Origin of the sequence: Micromonospora sp. B11E3 (assembly GCF_039871625.1) — a bacterium.
Lineage (GTDB): Bacteria > Actinomycetota > Actinomycetes > Mycobacteriales > Micromonosporaceae > Micromonospora.
In genome coordinates, this window is sequence record NZ_JBDPMC010000028.1 from 57,424 (window position 1) to 80,353 (window position 22,930).

4 protein-coding genes are annotated in these 22,930 nt (G+C 67.2%); 2 read left to right on the forward strand and 2 right to left on the reverse strand.

Going from position 1 to position 22,930, the window contains the following annotated elements; genetic code table 11:
• Window positions 1-25: 25 nt before the first annotated feature.
• Both ABGB16_RS16375 and ABGB16_RS16380 read left to right on the forward strand, forming a co-directional pair.
• Window positions 26-745 carry a class I SAM-dependent methyltransferase gene (locus tag ABGB16_RS16375; protein WP_347668917.1) on the forward strand — a complete coding sequence of 240 codons (720 nt, stop codon included), beginning with the start codon at window positions 26-28 and terminating at the stop codon, window positions 743-745.
• A gap of 417 nt (window positions 746-1,162) precedes the next feature.
• Entirely contained in the window at window positions 1,163-2,398 is a 1,236-nt protein-coding gene (locus ABGB16_RS16380) for a cytochrome P450 (protein ID WP_347668918.1), read from the forward strand.
• A gap of 160 nt (window positions 2,399-2,558) precedes the next feature.
• On the opposite strand, the gene ABGB16_RS16385 is transcribed toward ABGB16_RS16380, so the two are convergent.
• A complete protein-coding gene (locus ABGB16_RS16385) occupies window positions 2,559-3,821 on the reverse strand; it encodes a DUF6461 domain-containing protein (RefSeq protein ID WP_347668919.1) in 1,263 nt (420 codons plus the stop codon).
• 144 nt (window positions 3,822-3,965) lie between these two features.
• Complete coding sequence (locus ABGB16_RS16390) at window positions 3,966-22,670, reverse strand: LuxR C-terminal-related transcriptional regulator (RefSeq protein WP_347668920.1); 18,705 nt, start codon at window positions 22,668-22,670, stop codon at window positions 3,966-3,968.
• Window positions 22,671-22,930 lie beyond the last annotated feature (260 nt).

Consider the following 22,930-nt stretch of genomic DNA (forward strand, 5'->3'; position numbering starts at 1 on the left):
CCTTGTAGACGGAGGTGCGGAAGTCATGTCAACCCCTGTCAGCCACTTCGACAACCACGCATTCGAGGACTTGTACCGCAGCGACACCACTGCCGCCCCGAAAGTGCCGTGGGATCTCGGCGCGCCGCAACCTCTCGTCGTCGCGTTGGCCGAGGCCGGCGGGTTCACCGGTGACGTGCTCGATGTCGGCTGCGGATTCGGCGACAACAGCATGTTCCTCGCGTCGCGCGGGCTGCGGGTCACCGGCGTCGACTTCGCCCTGCCGGCGGTGCAGGCGGCCAGGTCCAGGGCTGCGGAGAAGGGCGTCGACGTCACGTTCGACGTCGCCGACGCCACCGCGCTGGACGGGTACGAAGCTCGCTTCGACTCGGTGCTGGACAGCGCGCTCTACCACTGCCTGGCGGAGGAGGAGCGGCATCGGTACGTCGCCGCCCTGGTGCGGGCCACGCGGCCCGGGGCACGGCTGCACCTGCTGTGCTTCTCGACCGGGCTGCGGGGCGTCCTCCCCGACCAGTACCTGGTCAGCGAGGAGAACCTGCGGGAGACCATTGGGCGCCGCTGGACGATCGAACGGCTGGAACCGGCGCAGTTCACCACGTGCTGCACCCACGCCCAGCTGGGCGCAAGCATGCGGATGATCCATGGCGAAGAATTCGACACCTCCGGGTTCGCCAGCCTCCCCACCGACGACGACGGGCACGTGTTGATGCCGTTCTGGCAGCTGGAAGCGGTGCGGGCGGCCTGATCCACGCCTGATCCACATCGGGCTGCCGATCGATGACCGGCGACCTGGCCGGCCGGCGCAGATCATGCGGACCGGGCTCGGGCCTGCCGCACCACAGCAAGTCGACCATCGCTGTCTGGACGGTCTCGACCCACCCGTAGCCGATCACTTGGAGCGCCCGCCAATCAATTGGCGTCGGCCTCGGCACAGGGCCCAGCTTGTCGCCCTCAGCCGGGGCCGGCCCCGCTTGCCCGTACGCTGCGGAGCCCGCCGATAGAGGGGATGGCGCGCGACGGCGTTCTAATTTCCCACAAGTTGTCATGCGGCAAACCATGCATTAACGTGATTTGGACAAAACTTCAACCACCTGAAGCCGGGAGGGCGACGCCGGTCATGACAATCTCCACGCCGGACCGAATCGCTTACGAGCCATTTCAGATGCAGCCCCGGGACCAACTCCTCCCGGTCCTCGCGAAACTGCGCGAGGAAGCCCCGGTCTACCGCACCGGGTCAGACATGTGGGTCGTTTCCCGTTACGCGGACGTCAAAAACATCCTCAAGAGTCCGCACCTTTTCTCCTCGAGGCCAAACGCCAGCGAAGGAACGGCGTTCCCCGTTGAGGCAGCCGACAACCCGGAGCAGTTGCAGCAGCTCATGGCGCTCATGGCAGGTTTCCCAGCGGAGATCGACGTCCAGGAGCTGACGCAGGCCCGCACCATCAACGGAGCCGACCCGCCGGACCACTCCCGCCTGCGCCGCATCGTCAGCCGGGCGTTCACCCCGGCGCGGATCGCGCAATTGTTCCCGGCAATCGATGCCATCGTCGACGAATGCCTGGAGGGCATCGACGAGTCGGATTCGTTCAATGTCGTGCGGCAGCTCGCGATCCCCCTTCCGACACAGATCATCGTCGACCTTCTGGGCCTCGGTGACGGGATGCGCGACCAGGTCAAGAAATGGTCCGACGACTTCGTCGACGCGGCCATCGGGGATGCCCGCGGCACGGCGGAGGGCGCCGCGATGGCAATGCGCGTTTTCCAGGAGTTCAGTCTCTTTGTCGCGCCGCTCATCGAGCGGCGACGGGAAGATCCGCAGGGTGACATCATCAGCGCGATGGTGCAGTCGATGAGCGACGAGACCTTGAACACCGCCGAGGCGCTCATGATGGCGATCACCGTCATGGTGGGGGGCAATGAGACGACCACCAGCCTGATCGGCAGCACCGTCGTGGAGCTGTGCAACAACCCCGACCAGCTCGCGCTGCTCAAGGCTGACCCGTCGCTGCTGCCCGGTGCCGTCGACGAGGCCAACCGGCTGACCAGCCCGATCCAGTTCATGTTCCGTGAGGCGCTCGCGGACGTGGAGATCGCCGGAACGACCATCACGAAGGGTGCGATCGTCGTCCTGCAGATGGCGGCGGCCAACCGCGATCCGGCAGAGTTCGACGATCCCGACGAGTTCAGGATCGATCGGCCGCAGGGACGCAACCTCTCCTTCGGCCACGGCATCCACTTCTGCCTGGGCGCCCACCTGGCCACCGCCGAGGTCCGCTCGGCGGTCGGCAAGCTGCTGCCGCACCTGGACCGGTTCGAGCTCGACACGGCGACCCTGCAGCTCAACCCGAGCATGCTGCACCACGGCTACCAGAACATCGACCTGCGCGCCCGGGCATGAGGGGCATGAAGCGGTGACGATCGGCGTCGCCGACCGGCACCGCTTCACGTCTCATGACCTCATGGCGTCGAGGGCCGCAGCGGAAGGGCGAAAACCTGCCGCTCCTCCCCCACGATCACCACTGCGGGTCACCTCTTCGACGCGGTCGAGCTTGGCGTCCTCACGCGGAGTAGGCGAACCTGCGCCTGCGGACGTCCGGCCTGCGCAGAATCGCGCCCCGGGCAGGCCCGGTGACGTCCCCGATCTCGGGGCTGACGCCCGCGACCCGACACAGCAGTTCCACGTCGTCCAGGAAGTTGTCGTCGTCGTCATCGAATTCATCGATGTCGTCGATGCCCATTTCGGCAAGCGGCCCGGTCAACACCGTCGGATCGGCGCCCTCGGCCAGGCTGGCGAGGCCGTACGTAAAGGATGCGAGCACCTCGCCGTCCTCGCTGACCAGGAAGCGATGGTCGTCGTCGGCGCTGCTGAACGACGAGACCGCGAACGTGCCGCGGGACAGATCCGGCCGGTCGACGGCCTCGTAGCCGCCGTCCTCGACGAGCAGGGTATGTGGGCCCAGCGCGAACGCTGCCACGATGAGCCCCTCCGAATCGAGATCCTCGAAGTCGGCCCGCCGTCGCAGCTGCGTCCACGTGGCAGTGGAGATCTCCGTGTCCAGTGCCCCGAATCGGCGCAGCGCCTCGTCCGGGTCGACGTCGTGGATCACCGTGATGCAGTAGGCGGAGTGCGCCTTCAGGCCCTTGGCCAGCCACTCCGGCGCATCAGCGTCGTCGTCGGACCCGGCGCCTCGGGCGACGCCCCGCTCCCTGCCGAAAACCCAGTGGACAGCGTCGTCGGGGCCGATCAGCACCAGCCGCCACGCACCGTGAACGCCGTCGTCCAGAAACCGCCAGGTCAGCCAGGTGTCGGGTTGCTCGGCCCGGCGGACCTCTGCGGGTTGCAGGACGACGATCGAGGCCAGGCCAGGGCCCAGCCTGGTCCGGTAGACCAGGCCAGTGCCGTCGGCGGTGCGATGCACGGTGCGCTTGCCGTTTGCCGACCGGATAAACCGGTTGTGGCGGATATCCGCCACCGGCGCCCGGTCACCCAGCGGCACCGGCTCGATCGGCCCGTGCAGGACGCTGTAGACGGGGAAACCGTCGTCGTACAACACCGCGTCACCGTCGTCGGAGACGCGCAGCGCGGTGTACTTGACGACCTGCACGTCACCGCGCCACACGACCTCGTCGCGGGAGTACACCGCAAAGACGCCGCTCGGCTCGAGGCGCAGCACTCCGGCGGCACCCGCGGACCAGGTCACGGTGCCGTCCTGGTCGGCGATCACCGCACGGCCATCGGCGTCGTAACGCAGCTCCCACCGGCCGGACTGCGACACCACAGGTTCGTCGAGCGTGTGGAACTGGGGCAGCGCCTCGGGCATACAGGTCCCCTCCGATCAGGTCCGCCGGAGGGCCGGCGAACGCGCATGGTTGACACACGGAGCACGCGCACGACCGCCACACAGTTCAACCTCACCGAACTCATCAACCAGGGCCCCGATCTCCCGCCCCTCCGGCGACAGCGACTACGCCCGGCCATCCTCACCAGAAGCCAGGTAGTCCAGGAGAGGGCGGAAAGCCGCCACATCGGCCGGATCCGCCGCGTCGATCCCGCCCGTGCCCGGAGCGCCCGGCGAGGGTTGCTGTGGGTTGGGGTTGTCACTCATCTCGATGTCGCCCGGGGACGAGGCCCCCCGCCCCTCCGGCGACACGCCCGGCGCCCCGGACCCCCCGGGTAGCTGGCCAGAACGCGGCTGCGACCCGCCCGGGTTCGCCTTCCACGCGTTTTGGACCCCCTGGCGGCTGATGAGGCCGCCGGAAAGCTTGGCTATCTTCACCGGATGGGAGCCGAGCTGGACCTTCATCCTTCGGGCCCACTCTTGCATCAAGTACGACGTCGGTCTGTTTAGTGCGTTAGCTTTCCTTACCAGAGATATCCCCGCTGGAAGCCGCATCGTCTCCAGGAACTCCTTCAGGTTGCTGGCGCCATTGTCACCGGGCCTGAAGGCGACCATCTGATCCAGCAGCTGTTCCTGCTCCGGGGTCAGCTGGACAGGACCCGACTTCGACCCACCCACGTCCACCTGCCCCATGTTCTGCCACAAAATTCGGACCATAAAAAAGCTGATGAGGCCACCGGACCAAAATTCCACCGACCTAATGCTGTAGGGCTGGTGGTCGGGGTCGAGCTGTCCCTTTAGCGACCGGGCCCAGTCGTACACCCAGTCTCTCAACTCCTCCGAAGCCGTCTCCCCCTCGGGGGGCAGAACCATCTCGTCTGGGAGTTGCCTGCCCGCCAACCACGCACGAAGGTTGGGACCGTCCTTGACCGGCCGGAAGCCAATCACGTCTTCTCGAGTGACGACGCCGGCTGGGATGTAGTGGCCCGGGTTGTCGGGGTCGTGCAGCAGGCTGACCGGCCGGCCATCCTCACCATCCTCCTCGGAAGCCGCCACGCTGGCCGGATCAGGCGCGTCGATCATCTCGGTGGCGCTCTGGGGCTCCTCCGCCCCGGACCCCTCGGGGGGCTGGCCAGAACGCGACTGTGAACGATCCGCGTCCGCCTTCGCCAGCAATCTTTTGATCTGCCGGCTGCTGATGAGGCCGCCGGACAGCTTGGCTATCGTCGTTGCACTGTGGGTGCTGTCGCCGGAGGCGGCCTGGGCGATCTTCCGTCGGGCCCACTCTTTCACCAGGTGCCACTCCACCAGGTGCCACGTCTGATCTTTGAGACGTTTATTCTCACCTACCCTGTCCAGGGATATCCCCGCTGGAAGCCGCTGCCCCTGCAGGAACTGGCGGAGGTTGCGGGGGCCCCGACCCTGGCCGTCGGGCTCGAAAGCGACCATGTCATCCAGCAGCGTTTGCTGCTCCGGGGTCAGCATAGAACCCGGCTGCGACCCACCCACGTTCACCTGCGGCAACGCCCTCCACAACTTCCCGACCGCGGGGAGGGGCATGAGGCCACCGGACCATTCCGCCACCGACTTGTTGGTGTAGCGGCGGCCGTCGTCGGCGAACTCATCCTTCAGCGACCCGGCCCAGGCGTCCACCCAGATGTCCCTCAACGGCCACCCCGGAGGAGCCGTCTGCCCCTCGGGGGGCAGAGCGATCTGTTCTGGGAGTTTCCTGACCGCCAACATCTCACGGAGGTTGAGACCACCCACGACAGGCCGAAAACGAACCACCTCTTCTGCAGTGGCTTCTGAGGTGATGGCCTCGTAGTGGCCCGGGTTGGCGGGGTCGTACAGCAGGGTGACCGGCCAGCCCTCCGACGGCCCGTACTCCTCCACCGGGCGCGGCGGCCCTTCGCCGGTCCGCTCCGCAACAGTGATCCGCATACCGGCAACATGAGCCACCACCGGCAACAAGAACGGCTCCGCCGCGGTGGCCGACCCGCTGCCCCAGCCGTCAACGGCGGCGAGAACAGCCTTGACCTCCTCCGCCAACAACGGCCCGTCGGAGGACGTCCACAGCCCCACCAGATGCGCCTGGGCCGACGCCGGCGACAACTCCGGCAACTCCTCCACCGAGAAGCCCCCGTCATGCTCGTTGAGGAAATCCAACTGCTCCTGCGGCTCAGACGACCACTCGCCCGCCAGCATGGGCCCCAGGTCTGCACGCGCCGTCTCATACCGAGACCTGATGTCATCCGGATCCAGCAAACGCGCGTCAGTGACCCGCTCAACGCGACCCTCCCGCAACAGCTGCGCCACCCGCACGGGGTCACGCTCCTGAAGCTCCCGCGCCTGATCCTTCACGTAGTCCAGGGAAATCCGCTGCCGCCGCACATCCGCCGGCACCCGCCCCACATGAGCAGCCAGATACTTCCTAGCCCGATCCTGCAACAACCCGGCCACCGCCGCCAGCCGCCCCTCATCAGGCTCACCAGCCCGCCCCACCTCAGCCCGCACCCCGCCAGAAACCGCCAAAAGCCCCACCAACGCCCGCAAAGGCGAATCACCAACCGACGGCACCGACAGTGCCGGCTCCGATCCCTGCAGAGCATTGTCGGCAGGCAGCAGTCCGCGCTGGCGGGCCTCGTCCACAGCCCTCTGCCGAGAGCGCACGCCCAGCTTTTGCATCGCCGAGGCGAGGCGCTTCTTTACCATTCCCCGGGTTAGCCCGACCCGGTCCCCGATGGTGCGATTCGACTGTCCCAACGCCACGTAGGACAGCACTTCGATCTCCTCCTCCGTTAGGCGCACCGCTGGCGCCGACTGGTCCGGTCCCACGACAGGAACCAACCCAGCGCCACCACCGACAGCTGGCCCCTCCGAAGCCGCCGCACGGGCCGGATCCGGCGCGTCGATCCCACCCGTGCCCGTGGAGTCGGGTGAGGGTTGCTGTGGGCTGAGGTTGTCGGTCATCTCGATCTCGCGCGGAGCCGGGGCCTCCCGCCCCTCCGGCGACAGCGACCACGCCTGGCCGCCAAGGGCCACTTCTGGCTGACCATGATCGGTCCCATCACCAAAAGCCAGGTAGTCCAAGAGAGGCGGACCACCCTCCCCGGAAGGCATCGCACCAGCCCAGTCCGACGCGTCGACCTCCGCCGCGCCAACACCCTGCCCGCCAGGCATCGGCTGCCACCGATCTGCATCAACCTCGATCGCTTCCACCGAAGACGGTGAAGCCTGGTGCGACTGGACCGGTCCCACGACAGGAGCCCCAGCACCAGCACCGAAAGCTGATCCCTCGAAAACCGCCGCAGGGCCCGGATCCGGCGCGTCGATCCCACCCGTGCCCGTGGAGTCGGGTGAGGGTTGCTGTGGGCTGAGGTTGTCGGTCATCTCGATCTCGCGCGGAGCCGGGGCCTCCCGCCCCTCCGACAACGCCGACAACACCCGGCCACCAAGGTCCACCTCTAGCCGACCATGGTCGGCCCCATCCTCACCAAAAGCCACGTAGTCCAGGAGAGGCGGACCGTCGTCCCCGGAAGCCATCGCACCAGCCCGGTCCGGCGCGTCGACCTCCGCCGCGCCGACACCCTGCCCGCCAGGCATCGGCTGCCACCGATCTGCATCAACCTCGATCGCTTCCACCGAAGACGGTGAAGCCTGGTGCGACTGGTCCGGTCCCACGACAGGACCCAACCCAGCGCCACCACCGACAGCCGACCCCCCCGAAGCCGCCCCACTGGCCGAGCCCTGCGCAGCATTGTCGGCAGGCAGCAGTCCGCGCCGGCGGGCCTCGGCGACAGCTTCCATCCGACGGCGCTTGTCCAGCTTACGCATCGCCGAGGCGAGGCGCTTCCTTACCTTTGCCCGGGTTAGCCCAGGCCGCGCCGCGATGGTGCGATTTGACTCTCCCAACGCCACGTAGGACAGCACTTCGATCTCTGCCTCGTTCGGCGCCTCGGGCCCCTCGGGTAGCTGGCCAGAACGCGGCTGTGACCCGCCCGCGTCCTCCCTCCACGCCGCGGAGACCCCCGACTGGCTGATGAGGCCGCCGGACAGCTTGGCTACGTCGCCGGACAGCGACCAAATACCGCGGCCGTCGGCGACGCGCTGGCCCAGCTTCTTCCGGGCCCAATCTTTCACCATGGGCCACGTCTGCTCGTTTAGTTTTCCACCTCGCCTTTCTAGGCCCATCCACTCTGGAAGCTGCTGCGTCTCCAGGAACTCCTTCAGGGTGCTGGCGCCATTGTGGCCGGGCTGGAAGGCGACCATCTTCTCCAGCCACTGTTCCCGCTCCTGGGGCAGTGGGCCAGGACCTGGCTGCGACCCGCCCACGTCCACCTGCGGCATCTTCTGCCACAACCTCCCGACTGCCCCTGTGCTGATGAGGCCACCGGACCAGAGGTGCACCGAAAGGGTGCTGTAGGGGTGGCGGTCGGGGCCGAGCTGGCCCTTCAGCGATTTGACCCAGTCAGTCACCCACTCCCACAACGTCCCCTCAACCCTCTGCCCCTCGTCGGGCAGTTTCATCCCGGCTGGGAGTTGTCTGATCGCCAACGTCTCACGGAGGTTGCGACCGCCCTCGGCAGGCCGGAAGCCAACCACGTCCTGCCGAGTGATCGTGGCGGGAATGTAGTGGCCCGGATTGTCGGGGTCGAGCAGCAGGGTGACCGGCTTGCCCCCCGACGGCCCGTACGCCACCACCGGGCGCGGCCCTTCGTTGGTGGGCTCAGCGACAGTGATCCGAATACTGAGAGCGTGAGCCAACAACGGCAGCAAGAACGGCCCCGCCAGCATGGCCGACCCGCTGCTCCAGCCGTCGACAGCGGCGAGGACCTCAGCGAACTCCACGTCCAGCAACGGCTCGTTAAAGGTCCACAGCTCCACCAGGTACGCCCGGGCCGCCGGCGGCCGCAACTCCCCCACCGAGAAGCCCCGGTCATGCTTGTTGAGGAAATCCAACTGCTTCTGCGACACCTCCGTCCACTCGTCCACCGACGTTCGCCCCAGCTCGGCACGCGCCGCCTCATACCGAGACCTGATGGCACCCGAATCCAGGAAACGCGCGTCAGTGACCCAGCCGCCGACACGCCTCCGCAACTGCTGCACCACCTGCGCGGGCTCAAGCGCCTGCGCCTGCTGCTCCACGTACGGCAGGGAACTCCGCTGCCGCAACACCTCCGCCGGCAACCCCGCCCGATTACTGATCAGATACTGGCGAACCCAGTCCTGCAACCACCTGGTCACCTGCGCCAGCGGCCGTTCCCCGTCGGGCACACCAGCCCGCCCCAACTCGGCCCGCACCCCGTCAGGATCCGACAAGAACTCCACCAGGTCCGCGCCCAGAACCGGGCGCAAGAAATCCAGCACCCCCGGCGGATCCTCAGCCACCAACGCCGACAACTGCGAACGATGAACCGGCACCCCCACCGACGACACAGGCGGCGCGGAATCGACGACACCACCAGCCGACCCACCGGAAACCCCCGACTCGTAACCGGGAAATTCCGGCGGCACGGCGAAGCCCTTGTCCCACAACTCCTGCACGGAGGCCCGCCCCTGCGCCGCACTGGCCGCACCCACTGGCCGCACGAAAGGACCATCACTGCCCACCACACCCGCGTAATGAGGCTTGAGAACATCCACAATGTCCTGCAGATCAGCCTCAGACAAACGCAGGACAGTGTCATGCCTGTGCCGGCCCATCACCGACGAACTTTTCCTGTCACGCACACCCGCCCCGTGCACGACCTCATGGACGTACGCCCCAGCCTTTTCACCCGCCGCCCAACGACGCTGATCCGTCCCGCTACCCTCGGCAACGACCGTGACCTTCTGATGGGCCAGGGCCTCATCGTCCACGAACTGCACTTCCCACCGCAGCGGCTTGCCGACCTCCGGCAACACCGACCCCTGTTCGTTCAACGCGGCGACACCCGCCAAAGTACGCCGCTTCACCCGCTCCACCGCGTCCGCCGGACCCTCCAAAACGCCCGGGTCAGCATCCACATAAATCCGCCGCAGGATCGTCCACTCTTTCAGACCCGGAATCAGCTTGTACCGCACCGCGACCAGCTCACCAAACAGCCGCCCCGGCCCACCCTTGCCACCAATCGGATCCTCACCAGGCTTCGGCCGCCACAGCTCAGCATCAATATCAACCGGCACACCTGGCAGCAGGTAGAGCAGGCGGGCCTTGTCTACGGCCTCCTTCAAACTGTCCACGCCCAGCTTGGCCATCGCCGAGTTCAGGCGTCTCGTTACTGTCGTCGGGTCCATCCGGAGCTGCGCCGCGATAGTGCCATCTGCCTGGCCCGTCGCCGCGTGGGACAGCACGCGGAGCTCCGACGGCATCAGGGGGGGCAATGCCTCGTCCCCGGCCAAGCCCCGCGTAATTCTGGCCAGCGGCAGTCCGCGCTCGCGGGCCTTGTTTACAGCGTCCTCCCGGTCGGATGCGTCCAGATTATCCCGCACCCGGATCATCCTTTTTTTCACCTCACTAGGCGTCACTCCGAGCTTTTCCGCGATATCGGTATATGGCCACCCCTCCGCCACGTAGGCCAGCACTTCGAGCTGCTTCGACGTCAGGGGCCGCCGCGCCGGTGCCGACTGGCCCGGTCCCACGACAGGAGCCCCAGCACCATCACGGACAGCTGACCCCTCGGAAGCCGCCGCACGGGCCGGGTCCGGCGCGTCGATCATCTCGGTGTCGCTCTGGGGCTCCTTCGACAACGACCGGGCCCGGCCGCCAAGGTCCACTTCATTGGCCGTACCGACGCCCCGCCCGGGGGTCAACGTCGGCTGGACCACGCCCGGCGCCCCGGACCCCTCGATGGGCTGGCCAGAACGCGACTGTGACCGATCCGCGTCCGCCTTCGCCAACAATCTTTGGATCCGCCGCCGGCTGATGAGGCCGCCGGACAGCTTGGCTATCGCCGCTTGACTGTGGGTGCTGTCGCCGGAGGCAGCCTGGGCGCTCTTCCGTCGGGCCCACTCTTTCACCAGGTGCCACGTCTGATCGTTGAGACGCTGATCCTCACCTACCCTGTCCAGGGAAATCCCCGCTGGAAGCGCCCGCCCCTGCAGGAACTGGCGGAGGTTGCGCGGGCCCCGGCCCTGGCCGTCGGGCGCGAAGGCGACCATGTCATCCAGCAGCGTTTGCTGCTCCAGGGTCAGCTGGATAGAACGCGGCCGCGACCCACCCACGTTCACCGCCCTCCACAGCTCCCCGACCCGATTACGCGGGATGAGGTGACCGGACCATTCCGCCACCGACATGTTGGTGTAGCGGCGGCCGTCGTCGGCGAACTCATCCTTCAGCGACCCGGCCCAGGCGTCCACCCAGATGTCCCTCAACGGCGTCCCCCGATCAGCCGTCTGCCCCTCGGAGGGCAGAGCGATCTCTGCTGGGAGTTTCCTGACCGCCAACATCTCACGGAGGTTGAGACCACCCACGACAGGCCGAAAACGAACCACCTCTTCTGCAGTGGCTTCTGAGGTGATGGCCTCGTAGTGGCCCGGGTTGGCGGGGTCGTACAGCAGGGTGACCGGCCAGCCCTCCGACGGCCCGTACTCCTCCACCAGACGCGGCCCTTCGCCGGTCCGCTCCGCAACAGTGATCCGCATACCGGCAACATGAGCCACCACCGGCAACAAGAACGGCTCCGCCGCGGTGGCCGACCCGCTGCCCCAGCCGTCAACGGCGGCGAGAACAGCCTTGACCTCCTCCGCCAACAACGGCCCGCCGGAGGACGTCCACAGCCCCACCAGATGCGCCTGGGCCGACGCCGGCGACAACTCCGGCAACTCCTCCACCGAGAAGCCCCGGTCATGCTCGTTGAGGAAATCCAACTGCTCCTGCGGCTCAGACGACCACTCGCCCGCCAGCATGGGCCCCAGGTCTGCACGCGCCGTCTCATACCGAGACCTGATGTCATCCGGATCCAGCAAACGCGCGTCAGTGACCCGCTCAACGCGACCCTCCCGCAACAGCTGCGCCACCCGCACGGGGTCACGCTCCTGAAGCTCCCGCGCCTGATCCTTCACGTAGTCCAGGGAAATCCGCTGCCGCCGCACATCCGCCGGCACCCGCCCCACATGAGCAGCCAGATACTTCCTAGCCCGATCCTGCAACAACCCGGCCACCGCCGCCAGCCGCCCCCCATCAGGCTCACCAGCCCGCCCCACCTCAGCCCGCACCCCGCCAGAAACCGCCAAAAGCCCCACCAACGCCCGCAAAGGCGAACCATCAACCGGCACCACCGACGGCGCATCGACACCCCGCCCGTCCGGCGCCCCGGACCCCTCGGCGGGCTGGCCAGAACGCGACTGTGACCGATCCGCGTCCGCCTTCGCCAATTCTTGGACCTGCCACCGGCTGATGAGGCCGCCGGACAGATTGACTATCTTCCTTTGGCTGTGGGTGCTGTCGCCGGAGGCGGCCTGGGCGATCTTCCGTCGGGCCCACTCTTTCACCAGGTGCCACGTCTGATCGTTGAGACGCTGATCCTCACCTCCCCTGTCCAGGGAGATCCCCGCTGGAAGCGCCCGCCCCTGCAGGAACTGGCGGAGGTTGCGCCGGCCCCGGCCGCCGGGCGCGAAGGCGACCATGTCATCCAGCAGCGTTTGCTGCTCCAGGGTCAGCTGGATAGAACGCGGCTGCGACCCACCCACGTTCACCTGCAGCAACGCCTTCCACAACTCCCCGACCGCCCTGCGGGGGATGAGGTGACCGGACCATTCCGCCACCAACCTGACGCTGTAGCGGCGGTCGCCGTCGGCGAACTCATCCTTCAGCGACCCGGCCCAGGCGTCCACCCAGATGTCCCTCAACGGCCACCCCGGAACAGCCGTCTGCCCCTCGGAGGGCAGAGCGATCTCTGCTGGGAGTTTCCTGACCGCCAACATCTCACGGAGGTTGAGACCACCCACGACAGGCCGAAAACGAACCACCTCTTCTGCAGTGGCTTCTGAGGTGATGGCCTCGTAGTGGCCCGGGTTGGCGGGGTCGTACAGCAGGGTGACCGGCCAGCCCTCCGACGGCCCGTACTCCTCCACCGGGCGCGGCGGCCCTTCGTCGGTCCGCTCCGCAACAGTGATCCGCATACCGGCAACATGAGCCACCACCGGCAACAAGAACGGCTCCGCCGCGGTGGCCGACCCGCTGCCCCAGCCGTCAACGGCGGCGAGAACAGCCTTGACCTCCTCCGCCAACAACGGCCCGTCGGAGGACGTCCACAGCCCCACCAGATGTTCCTGGGCCGACGCCGGCGACAACTCCGACAACTCCTCCACCGAGAAGCCCCGGTCATGCTCGTTGAGGAAATCCAACTGCTCCTGCGGCTCAGACGACCACTCGCCCGCCAGCATGGGCCCCAGGTCTGCACGCGCCGTCTCATACCGAGACCCGATCTCACCCGAATCCAGCAAACGCGCGTCAGTGACCCGCTCAACGCCACCCTCCCGCAACAGCTGCGCCACCTGCTCGGGGTCACGCTCCTGAAGGAACTCCCGCGCCTGAGCCTTCACGTGGTCCAGGGAAATCCGCTGCCGCCGCACATCCGCCGGCACCCGCTCCACATGAGCAGCCAGATACTTCCTAGCCCGATCCTGCAACAACCCGGCCACCGCCGCCAGCCGCCCCCCATCAGGCTCACCAGCCCGCCCCACCTCCGGCCGCACCCCGCCAGAAACCGCCAAAAGCCCCACCAACGCCCGCAAAGGCGAACCATCAACCGACACCACCGACACCACCGACGGCACTGACCGTGCGGGCTCCGATCTCCGCACAGCATTGTCGGCAGACAGCAGTCCGCGCCGGCGAGCCTCGGCCACAGCCTGCATTCGATCGCGCACGCCGAGGATATGCATCGCCGAGGAGAGGCGCCCTTTTACCATTCCCAGGGTTAGCCCGGGCCGCTTCGCGATGGTGGAATTCGACTCTCCCAACGCCACGTAGGACAGCAATTCGATCTGGTCCGTCGTCAGGCGCCTGCTCGGGGGTGCCGACTGGTCCGGTCCCACGAGAGGAACCAACCCAGCGCCATCACCGTCAGCGGCCCCCCCCGAAGCCGCCGCACGGGCCGGATCCAACGCATCGCTCCCATCCCAGCCCGAAACGCCAGGCGAGGGTTGCTGCGGACTGACATCGTCGGTCATCTCGATGTCGTCCCGGGAGGTGGTCTGCTCCTGGGTCAGCTGGAACTGCGACCCACCCAGGGGCTGCTGCGGGCTGGGATTGTCGGTCATCTCGATCACGCGCGGGAACGGGGCCTCCCACCCCGCCGACAACGGCGACGACGCCAGGCCATCCTCACCAAAAGCCAGGTAGTCCAGGAGAGGCAGACCACCCTCCCCGGAAGGCATCGCGCCAGCCCAGTCCGACGCGCCAACACCCTGCGCGCCGGGCCTCGGTTGCCACCGCTCCGTATCAATATCGATGGTCTCCACCGGAGGCGGTGCAGCCTGGTGCGACTGGACCGGTCCCACGACAGGAGCCCCAGCACCAGCACCGACAGCTGATCCCTCGAAAACAGCCGCAGAGCCCGGATCCGACGCGTCGATCCCACCCATGCCCGTGGCGTCCGGCGAAGAATGCTCTGGACTGAAGGTACCGGTCATCTCGATGTCCTGCGGACGGGTCTCCCACCCCTCCGACAGCTCCGCGAACACCCGGCCACCAAGGTCCACCTCTAGCCGGCCATGATCGGCCCCATCCTCACCAGAAGACTCTCCCAACGCCACGTGGGACAGCACTTCGATCTCTGCCTCGTTCGGTGCCCCGGGCCCCTCGGGTAGCTGGCCAGAACGCGGCTGTGACCCGCCCGCGTCCTCCCTCCACGCCGCGAAGACCCCCGACTGGCTGATGAGACCGCCGGACAGCTTGGCTACGTCGCCGGACAGCGACCAAATACCGCGGCCGTCGGCGACGCGCTGGCCCAGCTTCTTCCGGGCCCAATCTTTCACCAAGGACCACGTCTGCTCGTTTAGTCTTCTAGCTCGCCTTTCCAGGCTCATCCACTCTGGACGCTGCTGCGTCTCCAGGAACTCCTTCAGGGTGCTGGCGCCATTGTGGCCGGGCTGGAAGGCAACCATCTTCTCCAGCCACTGTTCCCGCTCCTGGGGCAGTGGGCCAGGACCCTGCTGTGCCCCGCCCACGTGCACCTGCGGCATGTTCTGCCACAACATCCCGACTTTCCCTGTGCTGACGAGGCCACCGGACCAGTGGTGCACCGAATCGGTGCTGTAGGGGTGGCCGTCGGGGCCGAGCTGGCCCTTCAGCGATTTGACCCAGTCGGTCACCCACTCCCACAGCAACGTCCCCCCAATCCTCTGCCCCTCGCCGGGCAGTTTCATCCCAGCTGGGAGTTGTCTGATCGCCAACGTCTCACGGAGGTTGCGACCGCCCTCGGCAGGCCGGAAGCCAACCACGTCCTGCCGAGTAATCGTGGCGGGAATGTAATGGCCCGGATTGTCGGGGTCGAGCAGCAGGGTGACCGGCTCGCCCCCCAACGGCCCGTACGCCACCACCGGGCGCGGCCCTTCGTTGCTGGGCTCAGCGACAGTGATCCGAATACTGAGAGCGTGAGCCAACAACGGCAGCAAGAACCGCCCCGCCGGCATAGCCGACCCGCTGCTCCAGCCGTCGACAGCGGCGACGACCTCAGCGAACTCCACGTCCAGCAACGGCTCGTTAAAGGTCCACAGCTCCACCAGGTACGCCCGGGCCGCCGGCGGCCGCAACTCCCCCACCGAGAAGCCCCGGTCATGCTTGTTGAGGAAATCCAACTGCTTCTGCGACACCTCCGTCCACTCGTCCACCGACGTTCGCCCCAGCTCGGCACGCGCCGCCTCATACCGAGACCTGATGGCACCCGAATCCAGGAAACGCGCGTCAGTGACCCAGCCGCCGACACGCCTCCGCAACTGCTGCACCACCTGCGCGGGCTCAAGCGCCTGCGCCTGCTGCTCCACGTACGGCAGGAAATTCCGCTGCCGCAACACCTCCGCCGGCAACCCCGCCCGATTACTGATCAGATACTGGCGAACCCAGTCCTGCAACCACCTGGTCACCTGCGCCAGCGGCCGTTCCCCGTCGGGCACACCAGCCCGCCCCAACTCGGCCCGCACCCCGTCAGGATCCGACAAGAACTCCACCAGATCCTCGTCCAGAACCGGGCGCAAGAAATCCAGCACCCCCGCCGGATCCTCAGCCACCAACGCCGACAACTGCGAACGATCAACCGGCACCCCCACCGACGACACAGGCGGCGCGGAATCGACCACACCACCAGCCGACCCATCGGAAACCCCCCCGGAAGCCGCCCCACGGGCCGGATCCGGCGCGTCGATCCCACCCGTGCCCGTGGAGTCGGGTGAGGGTTGCTGTTGGCTGAGGTTGTCGGTCATCTCAATCTCGCGCGGAGCCGGAATCTCCCCCCCTTCCGACCACGGCGGCCACGCCCGGCCATCCTCACCAAAAGCCATGTAGTCCAGGAGAGGCCTGGGGTTGTCGGTCATCTCGAAAGCAGCAGCGTGCTGCCGCTGCCAGCCCTCGCCCACACCACCGGTCGGCTGTCCGGCACCGGGCCCCTGACTCACGCCCCCCACCACAGCCGCCCCGCTCGCGCTGGCATCCTGCCCGAAAGGCAACTGCGCCTGGACCACGCCCGGCGCCCCGGACCCCTCGGGTAACTGGCCAGAACGCGATTGCGACCCGCCCGCGTCCGCCCTCAACATGTTGCCGACCCTCGTCTTGCTGATGAGGCCGCCGGACAGCGTGGCTATGTCGTCGGCCAGCGCGTCTGCCGAATAAATACCGGGGCGGGGCCTGGCGGCGAGCTTGTCCTCCATCATTCGGGCCCACACGTCCATCAAGTACGACGTCTGCGGGTTCAGGCCGTAAACTTTCGTCAGGGAAATCCCCGCTGGAAGCCGCTCCGTCTTCAGGAACTCACGGAGGTTGCTTGGGCCGTCCTCGCGCGGCTCGAAGTCGACCATCTTCTGCAGCAGATCCCTGTGCTCCTTGGTCAGCTGGACAGGACCTGGCTGCGACCCGCCCACGTCCACCTGTGGCATCTTCTGCCACAATTTCCAGACCGAAGGTTGGGGGATGAGGCGACCGGACCAACGGGCCACCGAAGATGTGCTGTAGGGGCGGTAGTCGGGGTCGCGCTGACCGTTCAGCGACTTGGCCCAGTCGTTCACCCACTCCCTCAACGTTCCCTCAGCCCTCTGCCCCTCCTCGGGCAGAACCACCCCGTCTGGGAGTTGTCTGATCGCCAACGTCTCACTGAGGTTGCGACCGCCCTCGACGGGCCGGAAGCCAACCACGTCCTGTCGAGTGATGGTGGCGGGAATGTAGTGGCCGGGATTGTCGGGGTCGAGCAGCAGGGTGACCGGCTTGCCCTCCGACGGCCCGTACGCCTCCACCGGGCGCGGCCCTTCGTTGGTGGGCTCAGCGACAGTGATCCGATAACCGGCGGCGTGAGCCAACGACGGCAGCAAGGACCGCCCCGCCGAGGTGGCCGACCCGCTGCCCCAGTCGCCGACAGCGGAGAGGACCGCATCGAGCTCCTCGTCCAGCAACGGCCAGTCGGAAGAGGTCCACAGGCCCACCAGATGCTTTTGGGCCGACAGTGGCGACAACTCCTCCATGAAGAAACCAATGCCATGGTCGTTGAGGAAATCCAACTGCTGCTGCGGCGCCGCCATCCACGGGATCAGCCCCAGCGCGGCACTCGCCGCGGAATACCGATTCTCAATCTCAACAATCTCAACCGGATCCAGAAAACGCGCGTCAACGACCCGGGCACCGACACCCGCCCGCAACAACTGCACCACCTGCGCAGGATCCTGCTCCTGAAGCTCCCGCGCCCGCTGCCCCAAATACGGCAGGAAAACTCGCTGCCGCAACACCTCCGCCGGCAACCCCGCCCTATTTTCGATCAGCCAGTGGCCAACCCGGACCTGCAATAACTCAGTCACCTGCGCGAGCCGTTGCCCGTCGGGCTCACCAGCCCGCCCCAACTCGGCCCGCACCCCGTCAGGATCCGACAAGAACCCCACCAGATCCTCGTCCAGAACCGGACCCAACAACTCCCGCACACCCGCCGGATCCTCAGCCACCAACGCCGACAACAGCGAACGATCAACCGGCACCCCCACCGACGGCACAAACGGTGCAGGATCGACGACACCACCAGCCGACCCACCAGCATCGGCCGGCTCCTGGCCGGGGAACTCTGGCGGCGCGGCGTGACCATCCTTCCAAACCTTCAGCACGGAGGCCGGGCCCTGCGCCCCACTGGCCGAACCCTGCGGCCGTTCCCAAGGACCATAACTGCCCGCCACACCGGCGTAGTAAGGAGCGAGAGTCTCCTCAATCTGCTTCAGATCACCCTCGGACAGAACCACCTCAGTGTCGTGCCCGTGACCACCCATCAGCGACGATTTGGGGTCATCACGAACACCCGCACCGTGCACGACCTCATGGACATACACCTTCGAGGCCCGTCCCGCCGCCCAACGCCACTGATCGGTATCACTATCCGGGCCAACGACCTTGACCTCCTGATGGGCCAGATCGGGATGATCCACGAACTGCACTTCCCACCGCAGCGGCATGCCGACACCCGGCAACACCGACCCCTGTCCGTTCAACGCGGCGACACCCGCCAAAGTACGCCGCTTCACCTGCTCCACCGCGTTCGGCTGAGCCTCCAAAACGCCCGGGTCAGCCTTCACATAAAACCGCCGCAGGATCGTCCACTCTTTCAGACCCGGAATCAGCGTGTACCGCACCGCGACCAGGTCACCGAACAGCCGCCCCGGCCCACCCTTGCCACCAGACGGATCCTCACCAGGCTTCGGCCGCCACAGCTCAGCATCAATATCAACCGGCACGCCTGGCAGCAGGTAGAGCAGGCGGGCCTTGTTCACAGCGTCCTGCCGACTGGATGCGCCCAGCTTGGCCATCGCCGAGTTCAGGCGTCTCGTTACTGTCCTCGGCTCCATTAGGAGCTGCGCCGCGATAGCGCCATCTGCCTGGCCCGTCGCCGCCTGGGACAGCACGCGGAGCTCCGACGGCATCAGGGGGGGCAATGATGCCTTGTCCCCGGCCAAGCCCCGCGCAATTCTGGCCAGCGGCAGGCCGCGCTCGCGGGCCTTTTTTACAGCGTCCTTTCGGTCGGATGCGCCCAGATTATCCCGCACCCGGACCATCATTCTTTTCACCTCATTAGGCGTCACTCCGAGCTTTTCCGCGGTCTCGGAATCTGGCCACCCCTCCGCCACATAGGCCAGCACTTCGGTCTCCGTCGGCGTCAGCCCAAGACCGTCAGCTGAACCCCCGGTAGCCGCCACACGTGCCGGGCCCGGCACGGGACCGGTCAGCAGTCCGAGCTCGCGGAGCTTGGCCACACGGGCCGAGGCCGGCACGGTAGGGTCAGGCAGCAGTCCGCGAGCGCGGGCCTCGACCGCGGCGGCCATCCGACGATTTTGGCGCTGGTCCGGATGCAGCAGCTTATCCATCGCCATGGTCAGTTGTTGCGCCACCGTTCTGGGCTTTATCCCCCCGAGCATGGCTGCGATTTCGGAATCTTTCCAGTTAGAGTCAGCCTCCACGAGGTACAGCACTGCCGTCTGACCCGACGTCAGCTGCACCGGTACCGACCTGTCCGGTTCCACAGGAGCCACCGCTTCCTCGGTTAGGGGAAGCGCCGCCGCGATGTCGGGATAGTCCATGTCCGAACGCAACGCCTGACGGACCCCGAAGTCGCTGATGAGCATGCCGGACAGCGCCGCTAGCTCTCTACTATCGATAGAGTATTTGGCGGAGGCGAACTGGGCCGCCTTCTGCCGGACCCATTCTTTTATCAGGTACGACGTCTGTTCGTTCAGTGCGTTGGATTTCCGGTTTAGAGATATTCCCGCTGGCAGCGACTGCCTCGCCTCCAGGAACTCCTTGAGGTTGCTGGGGCCGCCCTGCTCGCCGGGTTCGAAGGCGACCATGTCCTTCAGCAGCTCTATCTGCTCCTCGTTCAGCCGGCCAGAACCCGACCGCGACTCACCCACCGGCAACTGCTCGGTGAGTGAGCCCGCGATTGCGGTGGCGGGTTGCCGCGCCCGCAACCTCGAGACCGTCATTTTGCTGATGAGGAAACCAGACCATTCGGCCAGCGAGTTGGTGCTGTATGGGCGGTCGTCGGGGTCCTTCTCGTCCGTCAGCGACCGGGCCCAGTCGTCCACCGCCTCCTTAAAGTCCCCCTCAAGCCGTTTTCCCCTGGCGGGCAGAACCCACCCGGCTGGGAGTCCCCTGGCCTCCAACATCTCGCGGAGGTTGGGACCGCCCTTGACGGGCCGAAAGCTAACCACGTCGTGTCGAGCGAGCTCCAGCGCCTCCGCGTCAGCCACGCCCGAACTCCACGCTCTCTCGACCTCCCCCGGGCTGATGAGGCCGCCGGACAGCGTCGCTACCGTCTCCGGACTGTAGGGGTATTCGTAGCCGGGAATGATCTGAGCCCGCACCCTTCGGGCCCACTCTTGCATCAAGTACGACGTCTGCGAGTTTAGTTTCCTGCTCTTCTTGTTCGGGGACTTCTTGTTCAGGGATATCCCCTCTGGAAGCTGCCGCATCCACGTCAGGAACTCTTGGATGTTGCTGGGACCGCCCGGGCCGGGCCGGAAGGCGACCATCTGGTCCAGCAGCACGTTCTGCTCCTGGGTCAGCGGGCCAGGACCCGACTCCCACCCATACAGGTCTGGTAGGGGTGCCGGCACCGGCTCGACGCCGGCACCACCAGCCCGCCCACTGGTATTGCCGCTAGCAGCGGCCGCACCGACAGCGGTGTGCTGCGACGGCCTGCCGCCCATATCGCCGATCGACTGTCCGGCACCGGGCCCCCGGCTCACGCCCCCCACAGCCGCCCCGCTCGGGCCGCCCCCCTGCCCGAAGGTCACCTGCTGGACCACGCCCGGCACCCCGGCTAGCTGGCCAGAACGCGGCTGTGACCCACCCGCGTCCGCACTCCACGCGCTCTCGACCTCCGACGGGCTGATGAGGCCGCCGGACAGCGCGGCTACCGTATCCGGACTGTGGGGGTAGTCGTAGCCGGGTGTGATCTGAGCCCGCACCCTTCGCGCCCACTCTTGCATCAGGTACGACGGCTGCAGGTTGCGTCGCGGCGCTTCCGTCTCCCCGTCGAACCGCCGTTTTATACCTCCCTTTTCCAGGGTTACCCCCGCGGGAAGCCCGATCTTCTCCAGGAACTCGTAAAGGTTGCCGTGGCCGCCCGGGCTGGGCCGGAAGGCGACCATCTGGTCCAGCAGCACGTCCTCGGTCAGCTCGCCAGAACCCGACTGCGACCCGCCGGCATCCTCTGGCTGGTGGCCGGGGAACCTCGGTGGCACGGCGAAGCCCTTGTCCCACAACTGTTGCACGGTGGCCGGGCCCTGCGCCGCGCTGGCCGCACCGGGCGGCCGTATCGCAGGACCGTCACTGCCCACGACACCGGCGTAATGAGGCTTGAGGATCTTGACGATGTCCTTCAGATCCTCGTCGGACAAACTCCAATCATCACCGTGCCTGTGCGGGCCCATCAGCGTCGAATCGTCCCTGTCGAGAACACCCGCCCCGTGCACGACCTCATGGACGTACACTCCAGGCTTTTCACCCGCCGCCCAACGACGCTGATCCGTCCCGCTACCCTTGGCAACGACCGTGACCTTCTGATGGGCCAGGGCCTCATCGTCCACGAACTGCACTTCCCACCGCAGCGTCTTGCCGACCTCCGGCAACACCGCCGGCTTACCGTTCAACTCGGCGATACCGTCCAGAGTGCGCTGCTTCACCTGCGCCACCGCGTCCTTCGGACCCTCCACAAACAACCGCCGCCGAATAACCCACTCATCCCCCGGAACCAGCTCGTACCGCACCGCGACCAAATCACCAAACAGCCGCCCCGGCCCACCCTCGCCACCAAACGGCTTCACATCAGGATTCGGCCGCCACCGCTCCGCATCAATCTCGATCGTCCCGACCGAGCCCGGCGAAGCCTGCTGCGACAGACGCTGATCGCCGTCCACCCATTCCCGCCGGAACGAGGCGGCCAGCGACTTGAGAGCACCCGGATCCACCCGGTGCTCCCGCGCCAACACCGCGAACCGGCCATCGGCGAGATCCGCCGGGTCGGACACCGCCTTGACCGAAGCCGCATCCACGGAAGCCGCGTCGGCGGAAGCCGCGTCGAGGGCGGTGGAGGCGGCGTCGACACGGGCAGGCAGGTCCCTCACCGCCTGCCACACCACATTCGCGATCCCCTCCACCTGCGCGGCAACCGGCCGCACCGGCACACCCGACAGCGAGTTACCGCCGAGGACCGCGGCCACACCCCGGTCGATCTGCCGCGACAGTTCTCGTTCGACCGTCCGCCGCACCGCCGCCGGCGCCTGCACCGCTTCGGCACCCGATGCCGAGGTGTTCGTGGGAGGGTACTGGTCCAGGTGGTAGCGGGCCGCCGATTCCGCCAGCGACCGCAACGCCTGCCGATCAAACTCCGCCAACAGGGCGGCCGTCACCCGCTCCGGGTCAGCGTCCGTACCCGCCAGCCCTCCAGCCACCACCCGCGCCACCGCCTGCTCCCGCACACTGTCCAGGAACCCCGGCGCAAGCGCGGCACCCGGCAGCCCGAACCGAGACAGCAACCCGGTGACGGTCTCCTGCCCCAACCGGGACGCCACCCACCCGTCAAAAACGGTCTCCACCTGCACCGGCAGGTCCACGTCACCCCGCCGTGCCCGTGCCGCTCCATCCAGCAGCCCGGCGTAGCGGTCCACGAGATCCCGCTGGAACCGCTGCCAGTCGCTGTCGGCACGGTCGCTGTCGGCACGGTCACCGTCGGCACGGTCACCGTCGGCACGGTCACCGTCGGCACGGTCACCGTCGGCACGGTCGCCGTCGCCGTCGGCACGGTCGCTGTCGGTCTCGGCCAGCTTCGTCTCGGTCGGGTTGGTGTCGGCCGGCTTCGTCTCGGCTGGGTTGGTGTCGGTGGTGTCGGTGGTGTCGGTGGGGTCGGTGGGGGTGGTGGGGGTGGTGG